Here is a 17,293-nt window from a genome sequence, read left to right on the forward strand (position 1 = left end):
CCCCTAGCCCATCCAGTGCTCTACCCCCCGAAGTATTCACGCGAGGCGATACCTAAATATCTTTCGCGGAGAACCAGCTATTTCCCAGTTTGATTGGCCTTTCACCCCTAACCACAAGTCATCGGAGTCTTTTTCAACAGACACCCGTTCGGTCCTCCAGTGAGTGTTACCTCACCTTCAACCTGCTCATGGCTAGATCACTAGGTTTCGGGTCTAATACAACGAACTTGGCGCCCTATTCAGACTCGCTTTCGCTGCGCATACACCTATCGGCTTAAGCTTGCTCGTTAAATTAAGTCGCTGGCCCATAATACAAAAGGTACGATGTCACCCAGAACGTATCTTGGGCTCCATCTGTTTGTAGGTGTCCGGTTTCAGGTCTATTTCACTCCCCTCGTCGGGGTGCTTTTCACCTTTCCCTCACGGTACTGGTTCACTATCGGTCGCTGAGGAGTACTTAGGCTTGGAGGGTGGTCCCCCCACGTTCAGACAGAATTTCACGTGTTCCGCCTTACTCAAGGATACATCATTGCATTACCCGTACGGGGCTATCACCCTCTAAGGCCCTGCTTTCCTGACAGGTTCCGGTTGTCTTTGATGTACCACTGGCCTGGTCCGCGTTCGCTCGCCACTACTAACGGAGTCTCTGTTGATGTCCTTTCCTCCGGGTACTTAGATGTTTCAGTTCCCCGGGTTCGCTTAAAACCCCCTATGTATTCAGGAGTTTCATACCTTCACTTGATAACTGGAAATCCAAAACCTCGCGGCCTCGGTCTCACACATTGCTGTATGAACCCCAGGACACAAGGCCTTGGAGTTCCAGCTATCGAAGGTGGGTTTCCCCATTCGGAAATCCGTGGATCAAAGCTTCTTCGCAGCTCCCCACGGCTTATCGCAGCGTAGCACGTCCTTCATCGCCTCTCAGCGCCAAGGCATCCACCGAACACCCTTAAGGCACTTGATTGCTCTCATTATCAATGTCCACACACTCGGCAGAATGTAGGCCGCATACTTGCCAGCAGGTCGAAACCCGTTTGGCGCGCATCCTCGATGAATGCTGCATGCGGCTGGACATGATTAGAAAGACCAGCTTGCTTCGTAAGATCAACCCGATGATGAGGCGGTCAAGCTTCACCAAAAAGAACATTTACAACCCAATCATCTTGCGATGATCAGGCGCCGAAATGTTCTGGAGATCATGAATGGAATTCCCGCGAATTGCTTCGCCGGATCCAAACTCGGATCAATCTCCTCTATACGATGTCAGAAATCCCGCACGCGCATCCCGTAAGGGACGCAACGTGCGAAGTGATGTTTCGCGGACGGTATGAACGGGCACTCGTCGATCTCCGATCGACCATCTGGTGGAGCCAGACGGGATCGAACCGACGACCTCATGCTTGCAAAGCACGCGCTCTCCCAGCTGAGCTATGGCCCCGTACCAGAAGACGAATGCCGTTGCTGCCATTTGTCGGTTTAAGCGACGCCTACGCTCGATCAAGGTGGTGGGCCTGGGAAGACTTGAACTTCCGACCTCACGCTTATCAAGCGCGCGCTCTAACCAACTGAGCTACAAGCCCCTAACACGAGGAGCATGCTTGCGCGCACCGGTTTGCACCAGATGCGTCGCACAAGCGCAGCCCCTGGCGCGTGTTCGTCCGCGAAGAAAGAGAAACGAAGACGGCGAAATCCCGCCAATGCAGCTCAACAGTCCTGAAACTGCTGGCCACTGATGTTTCAAAAGAGGTTCGATAGAAGCAAGCTTCTGAAGAACCATCCTTAGAAAGGAGGTGATCCAGCCGCAGGTTCCCCTACGGCTACCTTGTTACGACTTCACCCCAGTCGCTGACCCTACCGTGGCCGGCTGCCTCCCTTGCGGGTTAGCGCACCGTCTTCAGGTAAAACCAACTCCCATGGTGTGACGGGCGGTGTGTACAAGGCCCGGGAACGTATTCACCGTGGCATGCTGATCCACGATTACTAGCGATTCCAACTTCATGGGCTCGAGTTGCAGAGCCCAATCCGAACTGAGACGGCTTTTTGAGATTTGCGAAGGGTTGCCCCTTAGCGTCCCATTGTCACCGCCATTGTAGCACGTGTGTAGCCCAGCCCGTAAGGGCCATGAGGACTTGACGTCATCCCCACCTTCCTCGCGGCTTATCACCGGCAGTCTCCTTAGAGTGCTCAACTAAATGGTAGCAACTAAGGACGGGGGTTGCGCTCGTTGCGGGACTTAACCCAACATCTCACGACACGAGCTGACGACAGCCATGCAGCACCTGTCTCCGGTCCAGCCGAACTGAAGGATTCCGTCTCTGGAATCCGCGACCGGGATGTCAAGGGCTGGTAAGGTTCTTCGCGTTGCGTCGAATTAAACCACATGCTCCACCGCTTGTGCGGGCCCCCGTCAATTCCTTTGAGTTTTAATCTTGCGACCGTACTCCCCAGGCGGAATGCTTAAAGCGTTAGCTGCGCCACTAGTGAGTAAACCCACTAACGGCTGGCATTCATCGTTTACGGCGTGGACTACCAGGGTATCTAATCCTGTTTGCTCCCCACGCTTTCGTGCCTCAGCGTCAGTTACGGGCCAGTGAGCCGCCTTCGCCACTGGTGTTCTTGCGAATATCTACGAATTTCACCTCTACACTCGCAGTTCCACTCACCTCTCCCGTACTCAAGATTCTCAGTATCAAAGGCAGTTCTGGAGTTGAGCTCCAGGATTTCACCTCTGACTTAAAAACCCGCCTACGCACCCTTTACGCCCAGTGATTCCGAGCAACGCTAGCCCCCTTCGTATTACCGCGGCTGCTGGCACGAAGTTAGCCGGGGCTTATTCTTGCGGTACCGTCATTATCTTCCCGCACAAAAGAGCTTTACAACCCTAGGGCCTTCATCACTCACGCGGCATGGCTGGATCAGGCTTTCGCCCATTGTCCAATATTCCCCACTGCTGCCTCCCGTAGGAGTTTGGGCCGTGTCTCAGTCCCAATGTGGCTGATCATCCTCTCAGACCAGCTACTGATCGTCGCCTTGGTGAGCCGTTACCTCACCAACTAGCTAATCAGACGCGGGCCAATCTTTCGGCGATAAATCTTTCCCCGTAAGGGCTTATCCGGTATTAGCACAAGTTTCCCTGTGTTGTTCCGAACCAAAAGGTATGTTCCCACGCGTTACTCACCCGTCTGCCGCTGACGTATTGCTACGCCCGCTCGACTTGCATGTGTTAAGCCTGCCGCCAGCGTTCGCTCTGAGCCAGGATCAAACTCTCAAGTTGGACTTGAAACTTTAAACCGGCTGATCACAACGTTTGACGAGGTCCCACCATATTTATCGCCTGCGATTCACATCGCGGACGACGATGGTGTAACCTATGTAAACGTGTTCCGCCGAAGTCTTTCGTCCAGCCTCAATACTCAAAAACCCAAGTCCTAAGACTTAAATTCTCAAGTAATCGAGACTCGCAAGGACTCCGCCGTCCACGTTTCTCTTTCTTCATCTTCACTTGTCAAACAGCCCGGGGTTCGAAAACCCCACTTCCATCTCTGGAAGGATCTCTTCGCTCTCACTCGACGACAAATAACAACCGATGACTATCGGCTGTTGATTCACTCATCTTAGTGAGGAGCATCACGGGCGCGGAAGGTTGCCGTGGCCAAGGGCCAAAGCACCGCCGCGCTCAGTGGTCGGGTTATAAGCCCCCCCGCTCGGGCTTGTCAACGCCCATTGTCAACAAATCGTCGCATCATGTGGAGAGAATCTCGCGCCGCGAAGAAGCCCCCTATTTTTAAGGACTTCACGCCGTACTTGAGCCACAATCCTGCGACGTTCTGACTATACGTATGCATTGAATCGCCTGAAGTCAGTGGGGGCTGCGGGCGATGATCTACTTGGGAACGGCGATCTTCCATGAACCCGTCGCCTTTCCCTTACGGCCGAGAAACATCGAGAGATTTACACACCATTGCCGTTCGTGATCCCGGCCAGCCTTTTGGCCTCTGAATCCCGAATATCCGTGGCGTGTGGCGCAACATGCTCCCGAATCCCCCCGCAGAGGGCGGAGCCGGGGGTGCTGGATGCGCCGAAGTCTTGTCGCATGTTAAGGGAATACGGGGGGATACCGGGTTGAACCACAGGACGTCACGCGGGGGCGGTTACGGACGCGAGACCGGGATCATTGATCTTGGTCACGAGCCGCCGCTTTCCGTTGATGGCTCCGAGGCCGCGGTGATCGATCGCCGGCGCGTCTCCGTGCAATGGTTTAGCGGCACTATTCTGACCGGTCTGTGCGGCGCGGCCCTCATCGGCGGCGCCGTTTTTGCGTCGCTCGACGGTGAAATGACCTTCGCCAAGGTGCCGGAACGGGTCGAGGGCGCCCTGCGCGGCGCGTTCGGCGCCAACGACAAGAATGCCAGCCTGCACAAGAGCGACCGCCTGCCGCCCCCCGGCGAAACCTCTGCCGCCCGTAATGTGGTGAGGGTTTCCACCGTTACCCGCGTCGGCAACCGCGACGTGATGCGGGTGCGGCCGTTCATCCGCATTTCCGGCAATCTGGCGATGGCGACCAGTGATCTTTCCGCCAAGATCCCGCCATTCAACGCCCAGCGCATGTTGACCGATGTCGGCGCCGCCGTTCCCGCGGCCGCCGAAGATCCGAACAATCCCGATGCGGTCGAGCCCGATGCCGAGGTCTCGTTCGTGACCAAGGATCTTGCGCCGATACTGCCGAAGGCGAAGCTCGCCGCGGTGGTCGCGCTCGACGAAGTCATTATGCGGGTGCGCGATGCCTCGAACTGGCGCGGCAACAGCGGGGTGCGTTACACCACGTTGGCCAGCGCCACCGCCGATGTCAGCGGCGCCAGGCCCGACATGAAGCTGGCTTATGCCACCGAGGGCAACGTCACCAACGATCCCTATGCCGGCTTTGAAACCCGGGTGGTCCCTGAAAACGTCACGCTGCTGCCGAAGACCAAGGATCATATCACCGGCGGCAATCCCACCGGCGAGCGCGTCCACGTGGTCAAGAAGGGCGATACCGTCACCTCGATCCTGCGCGACCAGGGTGCGACCCCCGAAGAGGCGAAATCCATCGCCGCCACGCTCGGCCCCCGCGGCCGCGACGGCGGGCTGAAGGAAGGCCAGAAGCTGCGCATCCTGATGGCGCCGGCCGGCCCCGCCCCGGGCCAGCGGCTGCAGCCCTACCGGGTGGTCGTCGCCAACGAATCCACCATCGAAGCCGTCGCAGCACTTTCCGATCTCGGCAAATACGTCGCCGTCGACGTCCAGAGCATGAACACCATCACCGCGGCCGCCGCAGCCGACGACGACGATGACGAGGATGACGGCACCGGCGTGCGGCTCTACCAGAGCATTTACGAGACCGCGCTGCGCAACAAGGTTCCGGCCACCGTCATCGAGGACATGGTCCGCATCTATTCCTACGACGTCGACTTCCAGCGCAAGGTGCAGCCCGGCGACTCGTTCGACGTGTTCTTCGCCGGCGAAGACGAAGGCGCCACCATTACCGAGAAGACCGAGGTGTTGTTCGCCTCCCTCACCGTCGGCGGCGAGACCAAGAAATACTACCGTTTCCAGACCCCGGACGACGCGGTGGTCGATTTCTACGACGAGACCGGCAAGAGCGCGAAGAAGTTCCTGGTGCGCAAGCCCGTCAACAACGCGATCATGCGCTCGGGCTTCGGCGGCCGCCGCCATCCCATCCTCGGCTACGTCAAGATGCACACCGGCGTCGACTGGTCGACGCCCTACGGCACGCCGATTTTCGCTTCCGGCAACGGCGTGGTCGAGCGGGTCGGCTGGGAAGGCGGCTACGGCAAATATGTCCGCCTGAAGCACAACAACGGTTACGAGACCGCCTACGGCCACATGTCGGCCTATGCCAAGGGCATGGAGCCCGGCAAGCGGGTGCGGCAGGGCCAGGTGATCGGCTTCGTCGGATCGACGGGCATGTCGACCGGCGCCCATGTTCACTACGAAATCCTGGTCAACGGCCGCTTCGTCGATCCGATGCGCATCAAGCTGCCGCGCGGTCGCTCGCTCGACGGGCCGCTGATGGCGAGTTTCGAGAAGGAACGCGACCGCCTCGATGCCCAGATGAGCAATCGCGGCAACCCGGCGCGTGTCTCCGATGCCGGTGCTCCCGCGTCGGCGCAGGTGCGGCAGGTCAGCAACCGCTGAACTCCCTGATTCAATTGCCGCAGGATTGAGCGGACGCGGCTGGGCGAGCCCCCTCGTCATCGCTTCGGAGTTTCGGCAGACGACGACAGGTCCGGGGCCTGCCGCGGGTCAACAAAAGCAAGCCCGGCGCAGCGGTCGGCTGCGTCCGGGCATACGATTTGGGCTTGTCAGTGCATCTTCCGCTTCGGCACCGGCGCATCGAACTGCGTGATCTCGGCGGTCTGCGGCGCCTTGCCGTTGAAGGTCAGCACGTTGCCCTCGGTTGAGATCGCGACGTGGTCGCCATCGACGATGTCGCCGGCCAGGATCATTTCCGCCAGCGGATCCTGCACATGACGCTGGATCACCCGCTTCAGGGGACGGGCGCCATAGGCGGGATCCCAGCCCTTGGCGGCGAGCCAGTCGCGCGCGGCGTCATCGAGCGTGAGCACCACCTTGCGCTCTTCCAGCAGCTTCGTGAGCCTGGAGAACTGGATCTCGACGATCCGGCCCATTTCGCTCTTCTGCAGCCGGTGGAACAGAATGATCTCGTCGACCCGGTTGAGGAACTCGGGGCGGAAGTGCGCGCGCACCATGCCCATTACCTGCTCGCGCACGGCTGAGGTGTCCTCGCCTTCCGGCTGGTTGACCAGGAACTCCGAACCGAGGTTCGAAGTCATGATGATCAGCGTGTTGCGGAAGTCGACGGTGCGGCCCTGACCGTCGGTCAGGCGGCCGTCGTCGAGCACCTGCAGCAGCACGTTGAAGACGTCGGGATGGGCTTTCTCGATCTCGTCGAACAGCACCACCTGATACGGCCGCCGCCGCACCGCTTCGGTCAGCGCGCCGCCCTCGTCATAGCCGACATAGCCTGGAGGCGCGCCGATCAGTCGCGAGACCGAGTGCTTTTCCATGTATTCGGACATGTCGAGACGGACCATCGCGGTCTCGTCGTTGAACAGATATTCGGCGAGCGCCTTGGTCAGTTCGGTCTTGCCGACGCCGGTGGGGCCCAGGAACATGAACGAGCCCATCGGGCGGTTCGGATCCTGCAGGCCCGCGCGCGAACGGCGCACCGCGGTCGCAACCGCATGCACCGCCTCGGCCTGGCCGACGACCCGGTTGCCCAGGCTGTCTTCCATCCGCAGCAGCTTGTCCTTTTCGCCTTCCAGCATCTTGTCGACGGGCACGCCGGTCCAGCGCGACACCACCTGCGCGATGTGGTTGGCGGTGACCGCCTCCTCCATCATCTCGCCGGCGTTTTCGTTGGCCTCAATCTCGGCGAGCTTCTTCTCCAGCTCGGGAATCCGGCCATAGGAAAGCTCGCCGGCGCGCTGGTACTCGCCGCGGCGCTTGGCCTCGTCGAGTTCGAGCCGCAATCCCTCGAGCTCGCTCTTCAGCTTTTGCGCATTCGACAGCTTGTTCTTCTCCGAACTCCAGCGCGAGGTCAGGTCGGCCGATTGCTTTTCGAGTTCGGCGAGTTCCGTTTCCAGCGTCTGCAGACGACTTTTCGAGCCGGCGTCGCTTTCCTTCTTCAGCGCTTCCTGCTCGATCTTGAGCCGGATGATTTCCCGGTCCATCGAATCCAGCTCTTCCGGCTTGGAATCGACCTGCATCTTCAGCCGCGCCGCGGCCTCGTCCATCAGGTCGATCGCCTTGTCCGGCAGGAAACGGTCGGTGATGTAGCGGTTCGACAGCGTGGTGGCCGCCACCAGCGCGGAATCGGTGATGCGCACGCCGTGATGCTGCTCGTATTTGTCCTTCAGGCCGCGCAGGATCGAGATGGTGTCCTCGACAGACGGTTCCGACACGAAGATCGGCTGGAACCGGCGCGCCAGCGCGGCGTCCTTTTCGACGTGTTTGCGGTATTCATCGAGCGTGGTGGCGCCGATGCAATGCAGTTCGCCGCGCGCCAGCGCGGGTTTCAACAGATTGGACGCGTCCATCGCGCCATCGGCCTTGCCGGCGCCGATCAGCGTGTGCATCTCGTCGATGAACAGGATGATGCTGCCCTCGGCTGACGTGACCTCGGCCAGCACGGCCTTCAGCCGCTCCTCGAACTCGCCGCGGTATTTGGCGCCCGCGATCAGCGAGCCCAGATCGAGCACCAGCAGCTTCTTGTCCTTGAGGCTTTCCGGCACGTCGCCATTGAGAATCCGCAGCGCCAGGCCTTCGACGATAGCGGTCTTGCCGACGCCGGGCTCACCGATCAGGACGGGATTGTTCTTGGTGCGGCGGGACAACACCTGGATGGTGCGTCGAATCTCCTCGTCACGACCGATCACGGGGTCGAGCTTGCCGTCACGCGCGGCCTGAGTGAGGTCGCGGGCATATTTTTTCAATGCGTCATAGGCGTTTTCCGCCGTGGCGGAGTCGGCGGTTCGGCCCTTGCGCAGGGATTCGATCGCGGCATTGAGGTTCTGCGGTGTGACGCCGCCCTTGCCGAGGATGCTTCCTGCCTCGCTGCCCTTTTCGAGCGTCAGGCCCAGCAGCAGCCGCTCGACTGTGACAAAACTGTCGCCGGCCTTTTCCGCGGCCTTTTCCGCGGCGTCAAACGCACGCGCCAGTTCGGGGGCAAGATAAACCTGCCCGGCGCCGCTTCCGGATACCTTTGGCAGCTTGTTGAGCGCATCTTCGGTCGCCTTGAGGATCGCGCGGGAGTTGCCCCCGGCGCGGTCGATCAGGCCGCCGGCAAGGCCCTCGCTGTCGTCCAGCAGCACTTTGAGCATATGCAGCGGCGAGAACTGCTGGTGGCCGTCGCGCATGGCGAGCGACTGGGCGGACTGGATAAAACCGCGCGCACGCTCGGTGTATTTCTCGATATTCATAAGATCATTCCCTCAGCCTGCCGCTCCGCCCCTTGAGGCACGGTCGCCGCATCTTCATTGGGTTTCCGCTGATCGTATTGACATTGCTCAACCGGCAGCGGCCGCGTCGCCGACGGCTTGCGCCGGCTTGAGGCAGATGTGGGAAGGGGTTTGCCGAAACGGAAGAGGCAGCTTCACAAATTCGTGTGCGGTGGCGTCCGGCCGGGGAATCCCTTAAGAAGCGGGATGTCACGCACCCCGCCCGCCCAGATCGCCAGCCTTTACCGCTATCCCGTCAAAGGCCTGTCTCCGGAACCGCTGCCAGACGTCGCGCTGGCCGTCGGCCAGACGCTCCCGGCCGACCGCCGCTATGCCATCGAAAACGGCCCCAGCGGCTTCGATCCCGCCGAGCCCAAATGGATGGTGAAGGCCTATTTCCTGATGCTGATGCGGGACGAATGGCTGGCGGCGCTGCACAGCCATTTCGACGATGCCACCAATGTGCTGACCATCCGCCGCGATGGCGCGATCGCCGCCCAGGGCAATCTGGAGAGGGCCGAGGGCCGCGCCGCCATCGAGCGGTTCTTCGCGGAGAGCTACGCCGGATCGATCAAGGGACCGCCCAAGATTCTCTCCAGCGAGGGCCACAGTTTCTCGGACGTCGCCAGGAAGGTCGTTTCCATCATCAATCTCGGCAGCCTGCAAGCGATCGAGAACATCGTCGGCCGGCCGGTGCACCCCTTGCGGTTCCGCGCCAATCTCTATGTCAGCGGCTGGCCGGCCTGGCACGAGTTCGACCTGCTCGACCAGACCCTTGCGATCGGCGAAACGCGCCTGAAGGTGGTGAAGCGGATCACCCGCTGCGCCGCCGTCAATGTCGATCCCGAAACCGCGGCACGCGACCTCAGCATCCCGCAGGCCCTGACGCAGCGGCTCGGCCACAACGAGTGCGGCGTCTATGCCGAAGTGATCGCCGGCGGCACGATAGCCGTCGGCGATACGATCGCGGTGGAAGAGCCGAAGCTGCTGTGAACCACCCGTCATTGCGAGGAGCGAAGCGACGAAGCAATCCATGCTTTCTTTACGCGGTGAGATGGATTGCTTCGCTGCGCTCGCAATGACGTGGAGAGAGACGAGCGCCCTCAATTCGGCATCACATAGGCATAGACCCGGCCGCGCGAGACCGGCGCTTCCCTGACCCGGTTGCCATTGTTGCCGGAGACCACGCTCGGATTGCCCTGGGCGTCGATGCCGCTGACCACGCCGACATGGCCGCCGCCGCGCCCCCTGTAATGCGAGGCGCGTATGGCGAGAGCAACACGCGATGCGGCGGCGCGGAAACGCTTTCGGGGTCATTCGACGATCGTTCCGTGACGAAAATGATCGGTTCCGCCGCATTGCGGACAACAGCATTAACTGCGATTTTCGCGTCCGGCCCAACGAGAGGAACAAGCAAATGCCCTATGCCGTCTCTGGCGATAATGTCCGGCTCTATTTCGAGGAAGCAGGCTCGGGAACGCCTGTTATCTTCCTGCACGAATTCGCCGCGGACCACACCAACTGGGAACCGCAGATGCGCTACTTCGCACGCGGCCACCGCTGCATCGCCTATTCCGCGCGCGGGTACACACCCTCGGACGTGCCCGCATCGAAGGAGGTCTACACCTACAAGCACTTCTATACCGACGCGCTGGCGGTGCTCGATCACCTCAAGATCGCCAAGGCGCATTTCGTCGGGCTGTCGATGGGCGCCTATTCGTCGCTGCAGATCGGCCTCAACGCACCGGAGCGCGCACTGTCGCTGACGCTGGCCGGCGTCGGCTCGGGCTCGAGCCTGGAAAACCTCGAGGCGTTCCGCAGCCAGTGCCAGGCCAATGGCGAGCAGTATGAGACGATCGGTTCGGTGGAAGTGGCCAAGGCGACCCGCGAGGCGCCGAGCCGGATTCCGTTCCTGGTGAAGGATCCACGCGGCCACGCCGACTTCTACGCGGCGCTGGCGCGACACGACGCCAAGGGCTCGGCCAACACCATGCGCAGCTTTCAGGGCGGCCGGCCCTCGATCTACACCCTGACGGACGCCATCCAGAAGGTGCCGACACTGACCCTGATCATCTGCGGCGACGAGGACGACAATTGCGTCGAGCCCAGCCTGTTCCTGAAGAAGCATTTGCCGGCGGCGGGGCTGACGTTTTTCCCGAAGAGCGGCCACGTGCTCAATCTGGAGGAGCCGGCGCTGTTCAACGAGATGGTCGAGCGCTTTATCGCGCTGGCCGAAGCCGGAAGATGGCCGGCGCGCGATCCGAGGTCGATCGGTTGACCGTCATTGCGAGCGCAGCGAAGCAATCCATACTTTCTTTGCGCGGCAACATGGATTGCTTCGTCGCAAGTGCTCCTCGCAATGACGGCTGAGCCTACTTCCCCTTCTCCGCGCGGCTCAGCAGGAACACGCCCTGCTCGCCGAACATGTTCCAGAACCACCAGGGCAGATTGACCCGCAGCGGCCGGCCGTACATGTCGAGCGCCACCGCGCGCTCCATCTTGACGTTGATCTCGTCGCACAGCTGCACGAAATCCTTGATGGTGCAGAAATGAATGTTGGGCGTGTCGTACCAGGTGGCCGGCAGATTCTCCGTGCGCGGCATGTGGCCGCCGACCAGCAGCTGAATCCGCATCTTCCAGAAGCCGAAATTCGGGAACGAGACGATGGCGCGGCGCCCGATCCGCAGCAGGTTTTCCAGCACCACGCGCGGCTGCCGTGTCGCCTGCAGCGTTTGGGACAGGATCACATAGTCGAAGGCGTCGTCGGGATAGTTGATCAGGTCGGTGTCGGCGTCGCCCTGCACCACCGCGAGGCCCTTGGCGACGCAGCGGTTGACGCCCTCGCGCGACAGCTCGATGCCGCGCCCGTCGATGCCGCGTGTTTCCAGCAGTTGCAGCAGGTCGCCCTCGCCGCAGCCGACGTCGAGCACTTTGGAGCCGCGCTCGACCATCTCGGCGACCAGCAGATGATCGCCGCGATAATGCCCGGTGTCCGGCGCCACGATGCCGGGCAGCGGCAGGACCTGTTGCTGCATGCTCATGCCGGCCTCCCGGTCAGCCCACGCGCCTTGCCGGCGGATTCCAGGAACGCGCGGGAAATGTCGAAGAATTCCGGCACGTCGAGCAGGAAGGCATCGTGGCCGCGGTCGGTCTCGATTTCCGCGAACGATACCCGCGCGCTGGAAGCGTTCAGCGCATGCACCCGCGCGCGCGATTCCGCCGTCGGGAACAGCCAGTCTGACGTGAACGACACCACGCAGAACCTTGTCTGGATGCCGCGAAACGCCTGCGCCAGCACGCCGTCATGGTCGGCGGCGATGTCGAAATAATCCATCGCCCGCGTCAGGTACAGATAGGAGTTGGCGTCGAACCGCTCGACGAAGGACGAGCCCTGGTAGCGCAGATAGCTTTCGACCTGGAAATCGGCGTCGAACGAGAAGGTCGGCAGATCGCGGTCCTGCATCCGCCGCCCGAACTTGCGGTGCAGCGCTGCGTCGGACAGATAGGTGATATGCGCGGCCATCCGCGCCACGCCGAGGCCGCGATGCGGGTGGGTGCCCTGTTCGAAATAGCGCCCATGGTGCCATTCCGGATCGGCCATCACGGCCTGGCGGCCGAGTTCGTGGAACGCGATGTTCTGCGCCGAATGCCGCGTGCTGCAGGCGATCGCCAGCGTCGAGAACACCCGTTTCGGATAGGCCGCCGTCCACTGCAGCGCCTGCATGCCCCCCATCGAGCCGCCGACCACGCAGAACAGCGTATCGATCCCGAGGCGATCGATCAGCATGGTCTGCGCACGCACCATGTCGGGAAGGGTGATGATCGGAAAGTCCAGTCCCCACACCTTGCCGGTGGCGGGATTGGTCGAGGCCGGGCCGGTCGAGCCCATGCAGCCGCCGATCACATTCGAGCAAATGATGAAGTACTTTTCGGTATCGAGCGGACGGCCGGGACCGACCATGGTCTCCCACCAGCCGGCCTTGCCCGTCATCGGATGCACATTGGCGACATGCTGGTCGCCGGTCAGCGCATGGCAGACCAGAATGGCGTTGGACTTGTCGGCATTGAGTTCGCCATAGGTCTGGTAGGCGATCTGGAACGGCGAAAGATCGATGCCGCAATCGAGCTTCAGCGGCTGATCCGCGCCGAAGGTCGCCAGCAGCGAAGTCGGATGATCCGCCTCGTGCGCACGCTCCTCGGTATGAACAGGCGGACTTGGTATCGACTGCAAGTTGACCATCATGACCCTCCCCGGATGGCTAGAGACCACCACGGAAATCAGGCCATAAAAAAACCCGGCCTGAACATAGGTTCGACCGGGATCACGCGTGTCCCCGGCCTGTTTAGCGAATTGTTTAACGTGGCTGCAAGCCGGCCGGCTCAAATGACCACGGAATGGGCCAAAGCTAGTCTCAAGCGGGTCTTTCGTCAAGACGGAGCCATGGTTAACGAGGCAAGAACCCTCATGGTGAGGAGGCGCCCTTGCGCCGTCTCGAACCATGGGGGAGAACAAGGTCCCATCCTTCGAGACGCGGCGCAGGCGCCGCTCCTCAGGATGAGGGCGTCGTTGTTGCAGCAGCGGCGAACCCGAAATTTCCACCTTCGCCAGGTTTTGAAGATGTCTAACCCGCCCCCCGCTCCGCCCTCGCTCGAGGTACTGCGCCAGGAGATCGACAGCATCGACGAGCAGGTCCACCGCCTGCTGATGGCGCGCGGCGACATCATCGACCGGCTGATCCAGGTCAAGCAGACCCAGGAGGTCGGCTCGGCGTTTCGTCCGGCGCGCGAGGCCGCGATGATGCGGCGTCTGGTCGAGCGTCACCGCGGCATCCTGCCGATCGACACCATCGAGAGCATCTGGCGCGTCATCATCTCGACCTTCACTTACGTGCAGGCGCCGTTTTCGGTGCATGCGGATGTTTCCATCGGCGAGTCCGCGATGCGGGATTCGGCGCGGTTTCATTTCGGGTTCGTGGTGCCCTACGTCTCGCACTTCAGCGCGCAGGCGGCGGTCGAGGCCACCGCCCGGTCGAAGGGCGATCTGGCGCTGGTGCCGGCCGCTTCCAGCCGCACGCCATGGTGGATCGCGCTGGAGGCCGAGGGTGCCCCGAAGATCATCGCACGGCTGCCGTTCCTCGAGCGCGCCGATCATCCGGCCGCACTGCCGGTGTTCGTGGTGTCGCGCGTCGCCGACAGCGCCATGGTGACCGAGGTCGAGACCTGGAGCGTGCGGGTCTCCGGCTGGAACGCGGAAACCGCCCGCGCGCTGTCGCCGCTGGCCGAAATCGTCGCGGTGCCGGACACCGCCTTCGACGGCGCGGCACTGCTGGTGTCGATTTCCGGCAAGGGCAGCCTGGAAAAGATCAGGACCGCCCTGATCGAGGCCGGCGCCTCGGTGCGCTCCCAGGCTCTCGTCGGCAGCCATGCAACGCGCTATACGGTGGCCCCGAACGGGGCGACCCGGCCCTAGAAGCCTTGAAAGCCGCCCGATAATCCGGAGTTGAAGATGTCCCGCCCCGTGCCGAATCCCGGCATTCTCGAAATTGCGCCCTACACGCCGGGCAAGAGCCCGGTGCCCGAGCCGGGCCGCAAGGTGTTCAAGCTGTCGGCCAACGAGACCCCGCTCGGGCCCTCGCCGAAGGCGATCGCGGCCTACAGGAACGCCGCCGATCATCTGGAGGATTATCCGGAAGGCACCTCGCGGGTGCTGCGCGAAGCGATCGGCCGCGCCTTCGGACTCGACCCCGACCGCATCATCTGCGGCGCCGGTTCCGACGAGATCCTCAATCTGCTGGCGAAGACCTATCTCGGCCATGGCGACGAGGCGATCTCCACCACGCACGGCTTCCTGGTGTATCCGATCGCGACCATGGCGTGCGGCGCCATCAACGTGGTCGCGCCGGAGAAGGATTTTACGGCCGACGTCGACGCGATCCTGGCGCGGGTCTCCCCGCGCACCAAGCTGGTGTGGCTCGCCAATCCGAACAACCCGACCGGAACCTATCTGCCGTTCGACGAGGTCAAGCGGCTGCGCGCCGGACTGCCTGATCACGTGCTGCTGGTGCTCGACGCCGCCTATTCCGATTACGTCTCGCGCAACGATTACGAGATCGGCATCGAGCTGGTGGCGACCACCGAGAACACGGTGATGACCCATACGTTCTCCAAGATTCACGGCCTCGCGGCCTTGCGGATCGGCTGGATGTTCGGCCCGGCCAATATCGTCGACGCGGTCAACCGCATCCGCGGACCGTTCAACGTCTCGGCGCCGGCGATGCTGGCGGCGGTGGCGGCGATCGAGGACACCGCGCATATCCAGATGTCGAAGGCGCATACCGAGAAGTGGCGCAACTGGCTGACGGATGAGGTGACGAAGCTCGGCTTCAAGGTGACGCCGAGCGTGGCGAATTTCATCCTGATCCATTTCCCGCAGGAGAAAGGCAAGACCGCCGCCGAGGCCGATGCGTTCCTCACCAGACGCGGCCTGGTGCTGCGCGGCCTGCCCAATTACGGCCTGCCGCACGCATTGCGCCTGACCATCGGCACCGAGGAGGCCAACCGGCTGGTGGTCGATGGCTTGCGCGACTTCGTGGCGGGCAAGTGAGCGCCGCGCCGTTGTTTGAGAAAATCGCGCTGATTGGCTTCGGGCTGATCGGCGGTTCGATCGCGCGCGCCGCGCGCGCGCAGGGACTGGCGGGCGAGATCGTCACCACCGCGCGCTCGGCCAAGACCCGCGCGCGGGTCGAGGAGCTCGGCATCGTCGACCGCGTCGTCGAGACAAACGTCGAAGCCGTCAAGGATGCCGATCTCGTCATCCTCTGCATTCCCGTTGGCGCCTGCGGTCCGGTCGCGCAGGAGATCGCCGCCTCTCTCAAGCCGGGCGCTGTTATCTCCGACGTCGGCTCGGTCAAGGGTGCGATCGTGCGCGACATGGCGCCGTATCTGCCGGATGGCGTTCACTTCGTGCCGGCTCATCCGGTCGCCGGCACCGAGCATTCCGGTCCCGATTCCGGTTTTGCCGAGCTGTTCATCAACCGCTGGTGCATCCTCACCCCGCCTGTTGGTGTCGATCCCGCGGCGGTCGAGCGGTTGCGTGCGTTCTGGGCGGCGCTCGGCGCCAGGGTCGAGATCATGACGCCGGATCATCATGACCTCGTGCTCGCGATCACCAGCCATCTGCCGCATCTGATCGCCTATACCATCGTCGGCACCGCGGATGAGCTGGCGCAGGTCACCTCCTCCGAAGTGATAAAATTCTCCGCCGGCGGCTTTCGCGATTTCACCCGCATCGCCGCCTCCGATCCGACGATGTGGCGCGACGTATTCCTCGCCAACAAGGATGCCGTGCTGGAAATGCTCGGCACCTTCAACGAGGACCTGTCGAAGCTGACCCGCGCCATCCGCCGCAATGACGGCGAGGCGCTGTTCGAGCATTTTTCACGCACCCGCGCCATCCGCCGCGGCATCGTCGAGATCGGCCAGGACTCGGCCGCACCGGATTTCGGCCGCCCGCTTGCGCAATTGGGCAAGAAGGCGGAGTAGCTCGTCGTCCCCGCGAACGCGGGGACCCATACGCCGTGCCGTCGATATGATGGGCGGTGTTAGCGGGCTTGTTGAACCATTCGTCATTACGTCAGGTGACCGGGGTTATGGGTCCCTGCGTTCGCAGGGACGACGCAAGAGAGGCACACTTTCGCGATCTCGCGGCTGGATCCGCCCGAGGTTTGCTGGAAATTTCCTTCACCCTCCGATCAGAGGGCGCAGGGAAAGCCGGGTGCGCGCTGCACCCGCGGTCTCGTGTGCAAAAGGGTAGAGGCAGGCGGCACACGAGCATACAGGTGAAGCGGAAGCATCCGGCTTTCCCTGCGCAGTGGTTTTAGGGCTTATACGTGCTCTCCTCGGTGAGCTCTGCACTTTTGCCACCGTCGCTCGCACGCCTGAGGCTTGCGAACTTGACACCAGCCTTAGGGTGCCGGAACCACACGATTTCGCCATCCGCTTCCGGTGCCCTGGTCAGGAGCTCCATCCGCGTCCACCGCATCCCCGCCCCGCATCGATGACCTTGCGCAACGCCCCTCTGAGTGGGGCGGGATGGCCATGCATATAGCTCGATTTCGACTTCTGTAAAACAGAAATATTTTTGTTTCGGGGGCTTGACACGAATTCTGACAATCAGAAGTGATTTGCCCGTCGGAGCGTCACAGAGCAATCGGCGCGAGGGTGCCGGGTGAACGTGCCCCGGACGCGGTGCAGCGCGCAGCGGTGCACCGCCG

9 protein-coding genes, 2 tRNA genes, 2 rRNA genes, 1 pseudogene and 1 riboswitch (1 of these 15 cut by a window edge) are annotated in these 17,293 nt (G+C 62.1%); of the genes and pseudogenes, 6 read left to right on the forward strand and 8 right to left on the reverse strand.

Annotation, left to right across the window (positions count from 1 at the left end; genetic code table 11):
- The 4 genes from Q7U29_RS07020 to Q7U29_RS07035 form a co-directional block, all read right to left on the reverse strand.
- Positions 1-964: ribosomal RNA gene (locus Q7U29_RS07020) — 23S ribosomal RNA — on the reverse strand (it extends 1,888 nt beyond the left edge of the window).
- Positions 965-1,362: 398 nt separating this feature from the next.
- A tRNA-Ala gene (locus Q7U29_RS07025) sits at positions 1,363-1,438 on the reverse strand.
- Between the two features lie 65 nt (positions 1,439-1,503).
- A tRNA-Ile gene (locus Q7U29_RS07030) sits at positions 1,504-1,580 on the reverse strand.
- A 203-nt stretch (positions 1,581-1,783) separates the two neighbouring features.
- Positions 1,784-3,274: ribosomal RNA gene (locus tag Q7U29_RS07035) — 16S ribosomal RNA — on the reverse strand.
- Together the 16S and 23S rRNA genes with 2 tRNA genes alongside form the textbook arrangement of a ribosomal RNA operon.
- An 848-nt stretch (positions 3,275-4,122) precedes the next feature.
- Between Q7U29_RS07035 and Q7U29_RS07040 the strand changes: the two genes are divergently transcribed.
- Positions 4,123-6,195 (forward strand): M23 family metallopeptidase, encoded by a 2,073-nt coding sequence (locus Q7U29_RS07040; protein ID WP_304739865.1) that lies wholly within the window; start codon positions 4,123-4,125, stop codon positions 6,193-6,195.
- A 167-nt stretch (positions 6,196-6,362) separates the two neighbouring features.
- Here the strand turns inward: Q7U29_RS07040 and clpB are convergent, their stop codons facing one another.
- Entirely contained in the window at positions 6,363-9,002 is a 2,640-nt protein-coding gene (clpB, locus tag Q7U29_RS07045; RefSeq protein WP_304739866.1) for an ATP-dependent chaperone ClpB, read from the reverse strand.
- A 225-nt stretch (positions 9,003-9,227) separates the two neighbouring features.
- On the opposite strand from clpB, the gene Q7U29_RS07050 reads away from it, so the two are divergent.
- Positions 9,228-10,013 (forward strand): MOSC domain-containing protein, encoded by a 786-nt coding sequence (locus tag Q7U29_RS07050; RefSeq protein ID WP_304739867.1) that lies wholly within the window; start codon positions 9,228-9,230, stop codon positions 10,011-10,013.
- A 110-nt stretch (positions 10,014-10,123) separates the two neighbouring features.
- On the opposite strand, the pseudogene Q7U29_RS07055 reads toward Q7U29_RS07050, so the two are convergent.
- Positions 10,124-10,270, reverse strand: a pseudogene (locus Q7U29_RS07055) (TIGR02594 family protein); the annotation flags it as partial.
- A 167-nt stretch (positions 10,271-10,437) separates the two neighbouring features.
- On the opposite strand from Q7U29_RS07055, the gene Q7U29_RS07060 reads away from it, so the two are divergent.
- Positions 10,438-11,298 carry an alpha/beta fold hydrolase gene (locus tag Q7U29_RS07060; protein WP_304739868.1) on the forward strand — a complete coding sequence of 287 codons (861 nt, stop codon included), beginning with the start codon at positions 10,438-10,440 and terminating at the stop codon, positions 11,296-11,298.
- Positions 11,299-11,392: 94 nt separating this feature from the next.
- Here Q7U29_RS07060 and metW read toward each other — a convergent pair whose 3' ends face one another.
- Positions 11,393-12,061 (reverse strand): methionine biosynthesis protein MetW, encoded by a 669-nt coding sequence (metW, locus tag Q7U29_RS07065; protein ID WP_304739869.1) that lies wholly within the window; start codon positions 12,059-12,061, stop codon positions 11,393-11,395.
- Complete coding sequence (locus Q7U29_RS07070) at positions 12,058-13,260, reverse strand: homoserine O-acetyltransferase (protein ID WP_304740055.1); 1,203 nt, start codon at positions 13,258-13,260, stop codon at positions 12,058-12,060. The genes metW and Q7U29_RS07070 overlap by 4 nt, the downstream gene beginning before the upstream one ends.
- Positions 13,261-13,342: 82 nt before the next feature.
- Positions 13,343-13,422: riboswitch (SAM riboswitch) on the reverse strand.
- A gap of 216 nt (positions 13,423-13,638) precedes the next feature.
- Between Q7U29_RS07070 and Q7U29_RS07075 the strand changes: the two genes are divergently transcribed.
- The 3 genes from Q7U29_RS07075 to Q7U29_RS07085 are packed head-to-tail and all read left to right on the forward strand — an operon-like array spanning position 13,639 to position 16,562.
- Positions 13,639-14,490 carry a chorismate mutase gene (locus Q7U29_RS07075; RefSeq protein ID WP_304739870.1) on the forward strand — a complete coding sequence of 284 codons (852 nt, stop codon included), beginning with the start codon at positions 13,639-13,641 and terminating at the stop codon, positions 14,488-14,490.
- 36 nt (positions 14,491-14,526) lie between these two features.
- Entirely contained in the window at positions 14,527-15,624 is a 1,098-nt protein-coding gene (locus Q7U29_RS07080) for a histidinol-phosphate transaminase (protein WP_304739872.1), read from the forward strand.
- The gene (locus tag Q7U29_RS07085; protein WP_304739873.1) at positions 15,621-16,562 is read left to right on the forward strand and encodes a prephenate/arogenate dehydrogenase family protein; all 942 of its coding nucleotides are present in this window, start codon (positions 15,621-15,623) and stop codon (positions 16,560-16,562) included. Before Q7U29_RS07080 ends, Q7U29_RS07085 begins: the two co-directional genes overlap by 4 nt.
- Positions 16,563-17,293 lie beyond the last annotated feature (731 nt).

This window comes from Bradyrhizobium sp., from assembly GCF_030654605.1.
GTDB lineage: Bacteria > Pseudomonadota > Alphaproteobacteria > Rhizobiales > Xanthobacteraceae > Bradyrhizobium.

Excerpts from the sequence above, each read along its gene's own strand:
- Q7U29_RS07080 (WP_304739872.1), top strand. The coding sequence starts at position 14,527 with ATGTCCCGCCCCGTGCCGAATCCCGGCATTCTCGAAATTGCGCCCTAC.
- Q7U29_RS07070 (WP_304740055.1), bottom strand. The coding sequence starts at position 13,260 with ATGGTCAACTTGCAGTCGATACCAAGTCCGCCTGTTCATACCGAGGAG.
- Q7U29_RS07075 (WP_304739870.1), top strand. The coding sequence starts at position 13,639 with ATGTCTAACCCGCCCCCCGCTCCGCCCTCGCTCGAGGTACTGCGCCAG.
- Q7U29_RS07050 (WP_304739867.1), top strand. The coding sequence starts at position 9,228 with ATGTCACGCACCCCGCCCGCCCAGATCGCCAGCCTTTACCGCTATCCC.
- Q7U29_RS07060 (WP_304739868.1), top strand. The coding sequence starts at position 10,438 with ATGCCCTATGCCGTCTCTGGCGATAATGTCCGGCTCTATTTCGAGGAA.
- clpB (WP_304739866.1), bottom strand. The coding sequence starts at position 9,002 with ATGAATATCGAGAAATACACCGAGCGTGCGCGCGGTTTTATCCAGTCC.
- metW (WP_304739869.1), bottom strand. The coding sequence starts at position 12,061 with ATGAGCATGCAGCAACAGGTCCTGCCGCTGCCCGGCATCGTGGCGCCG.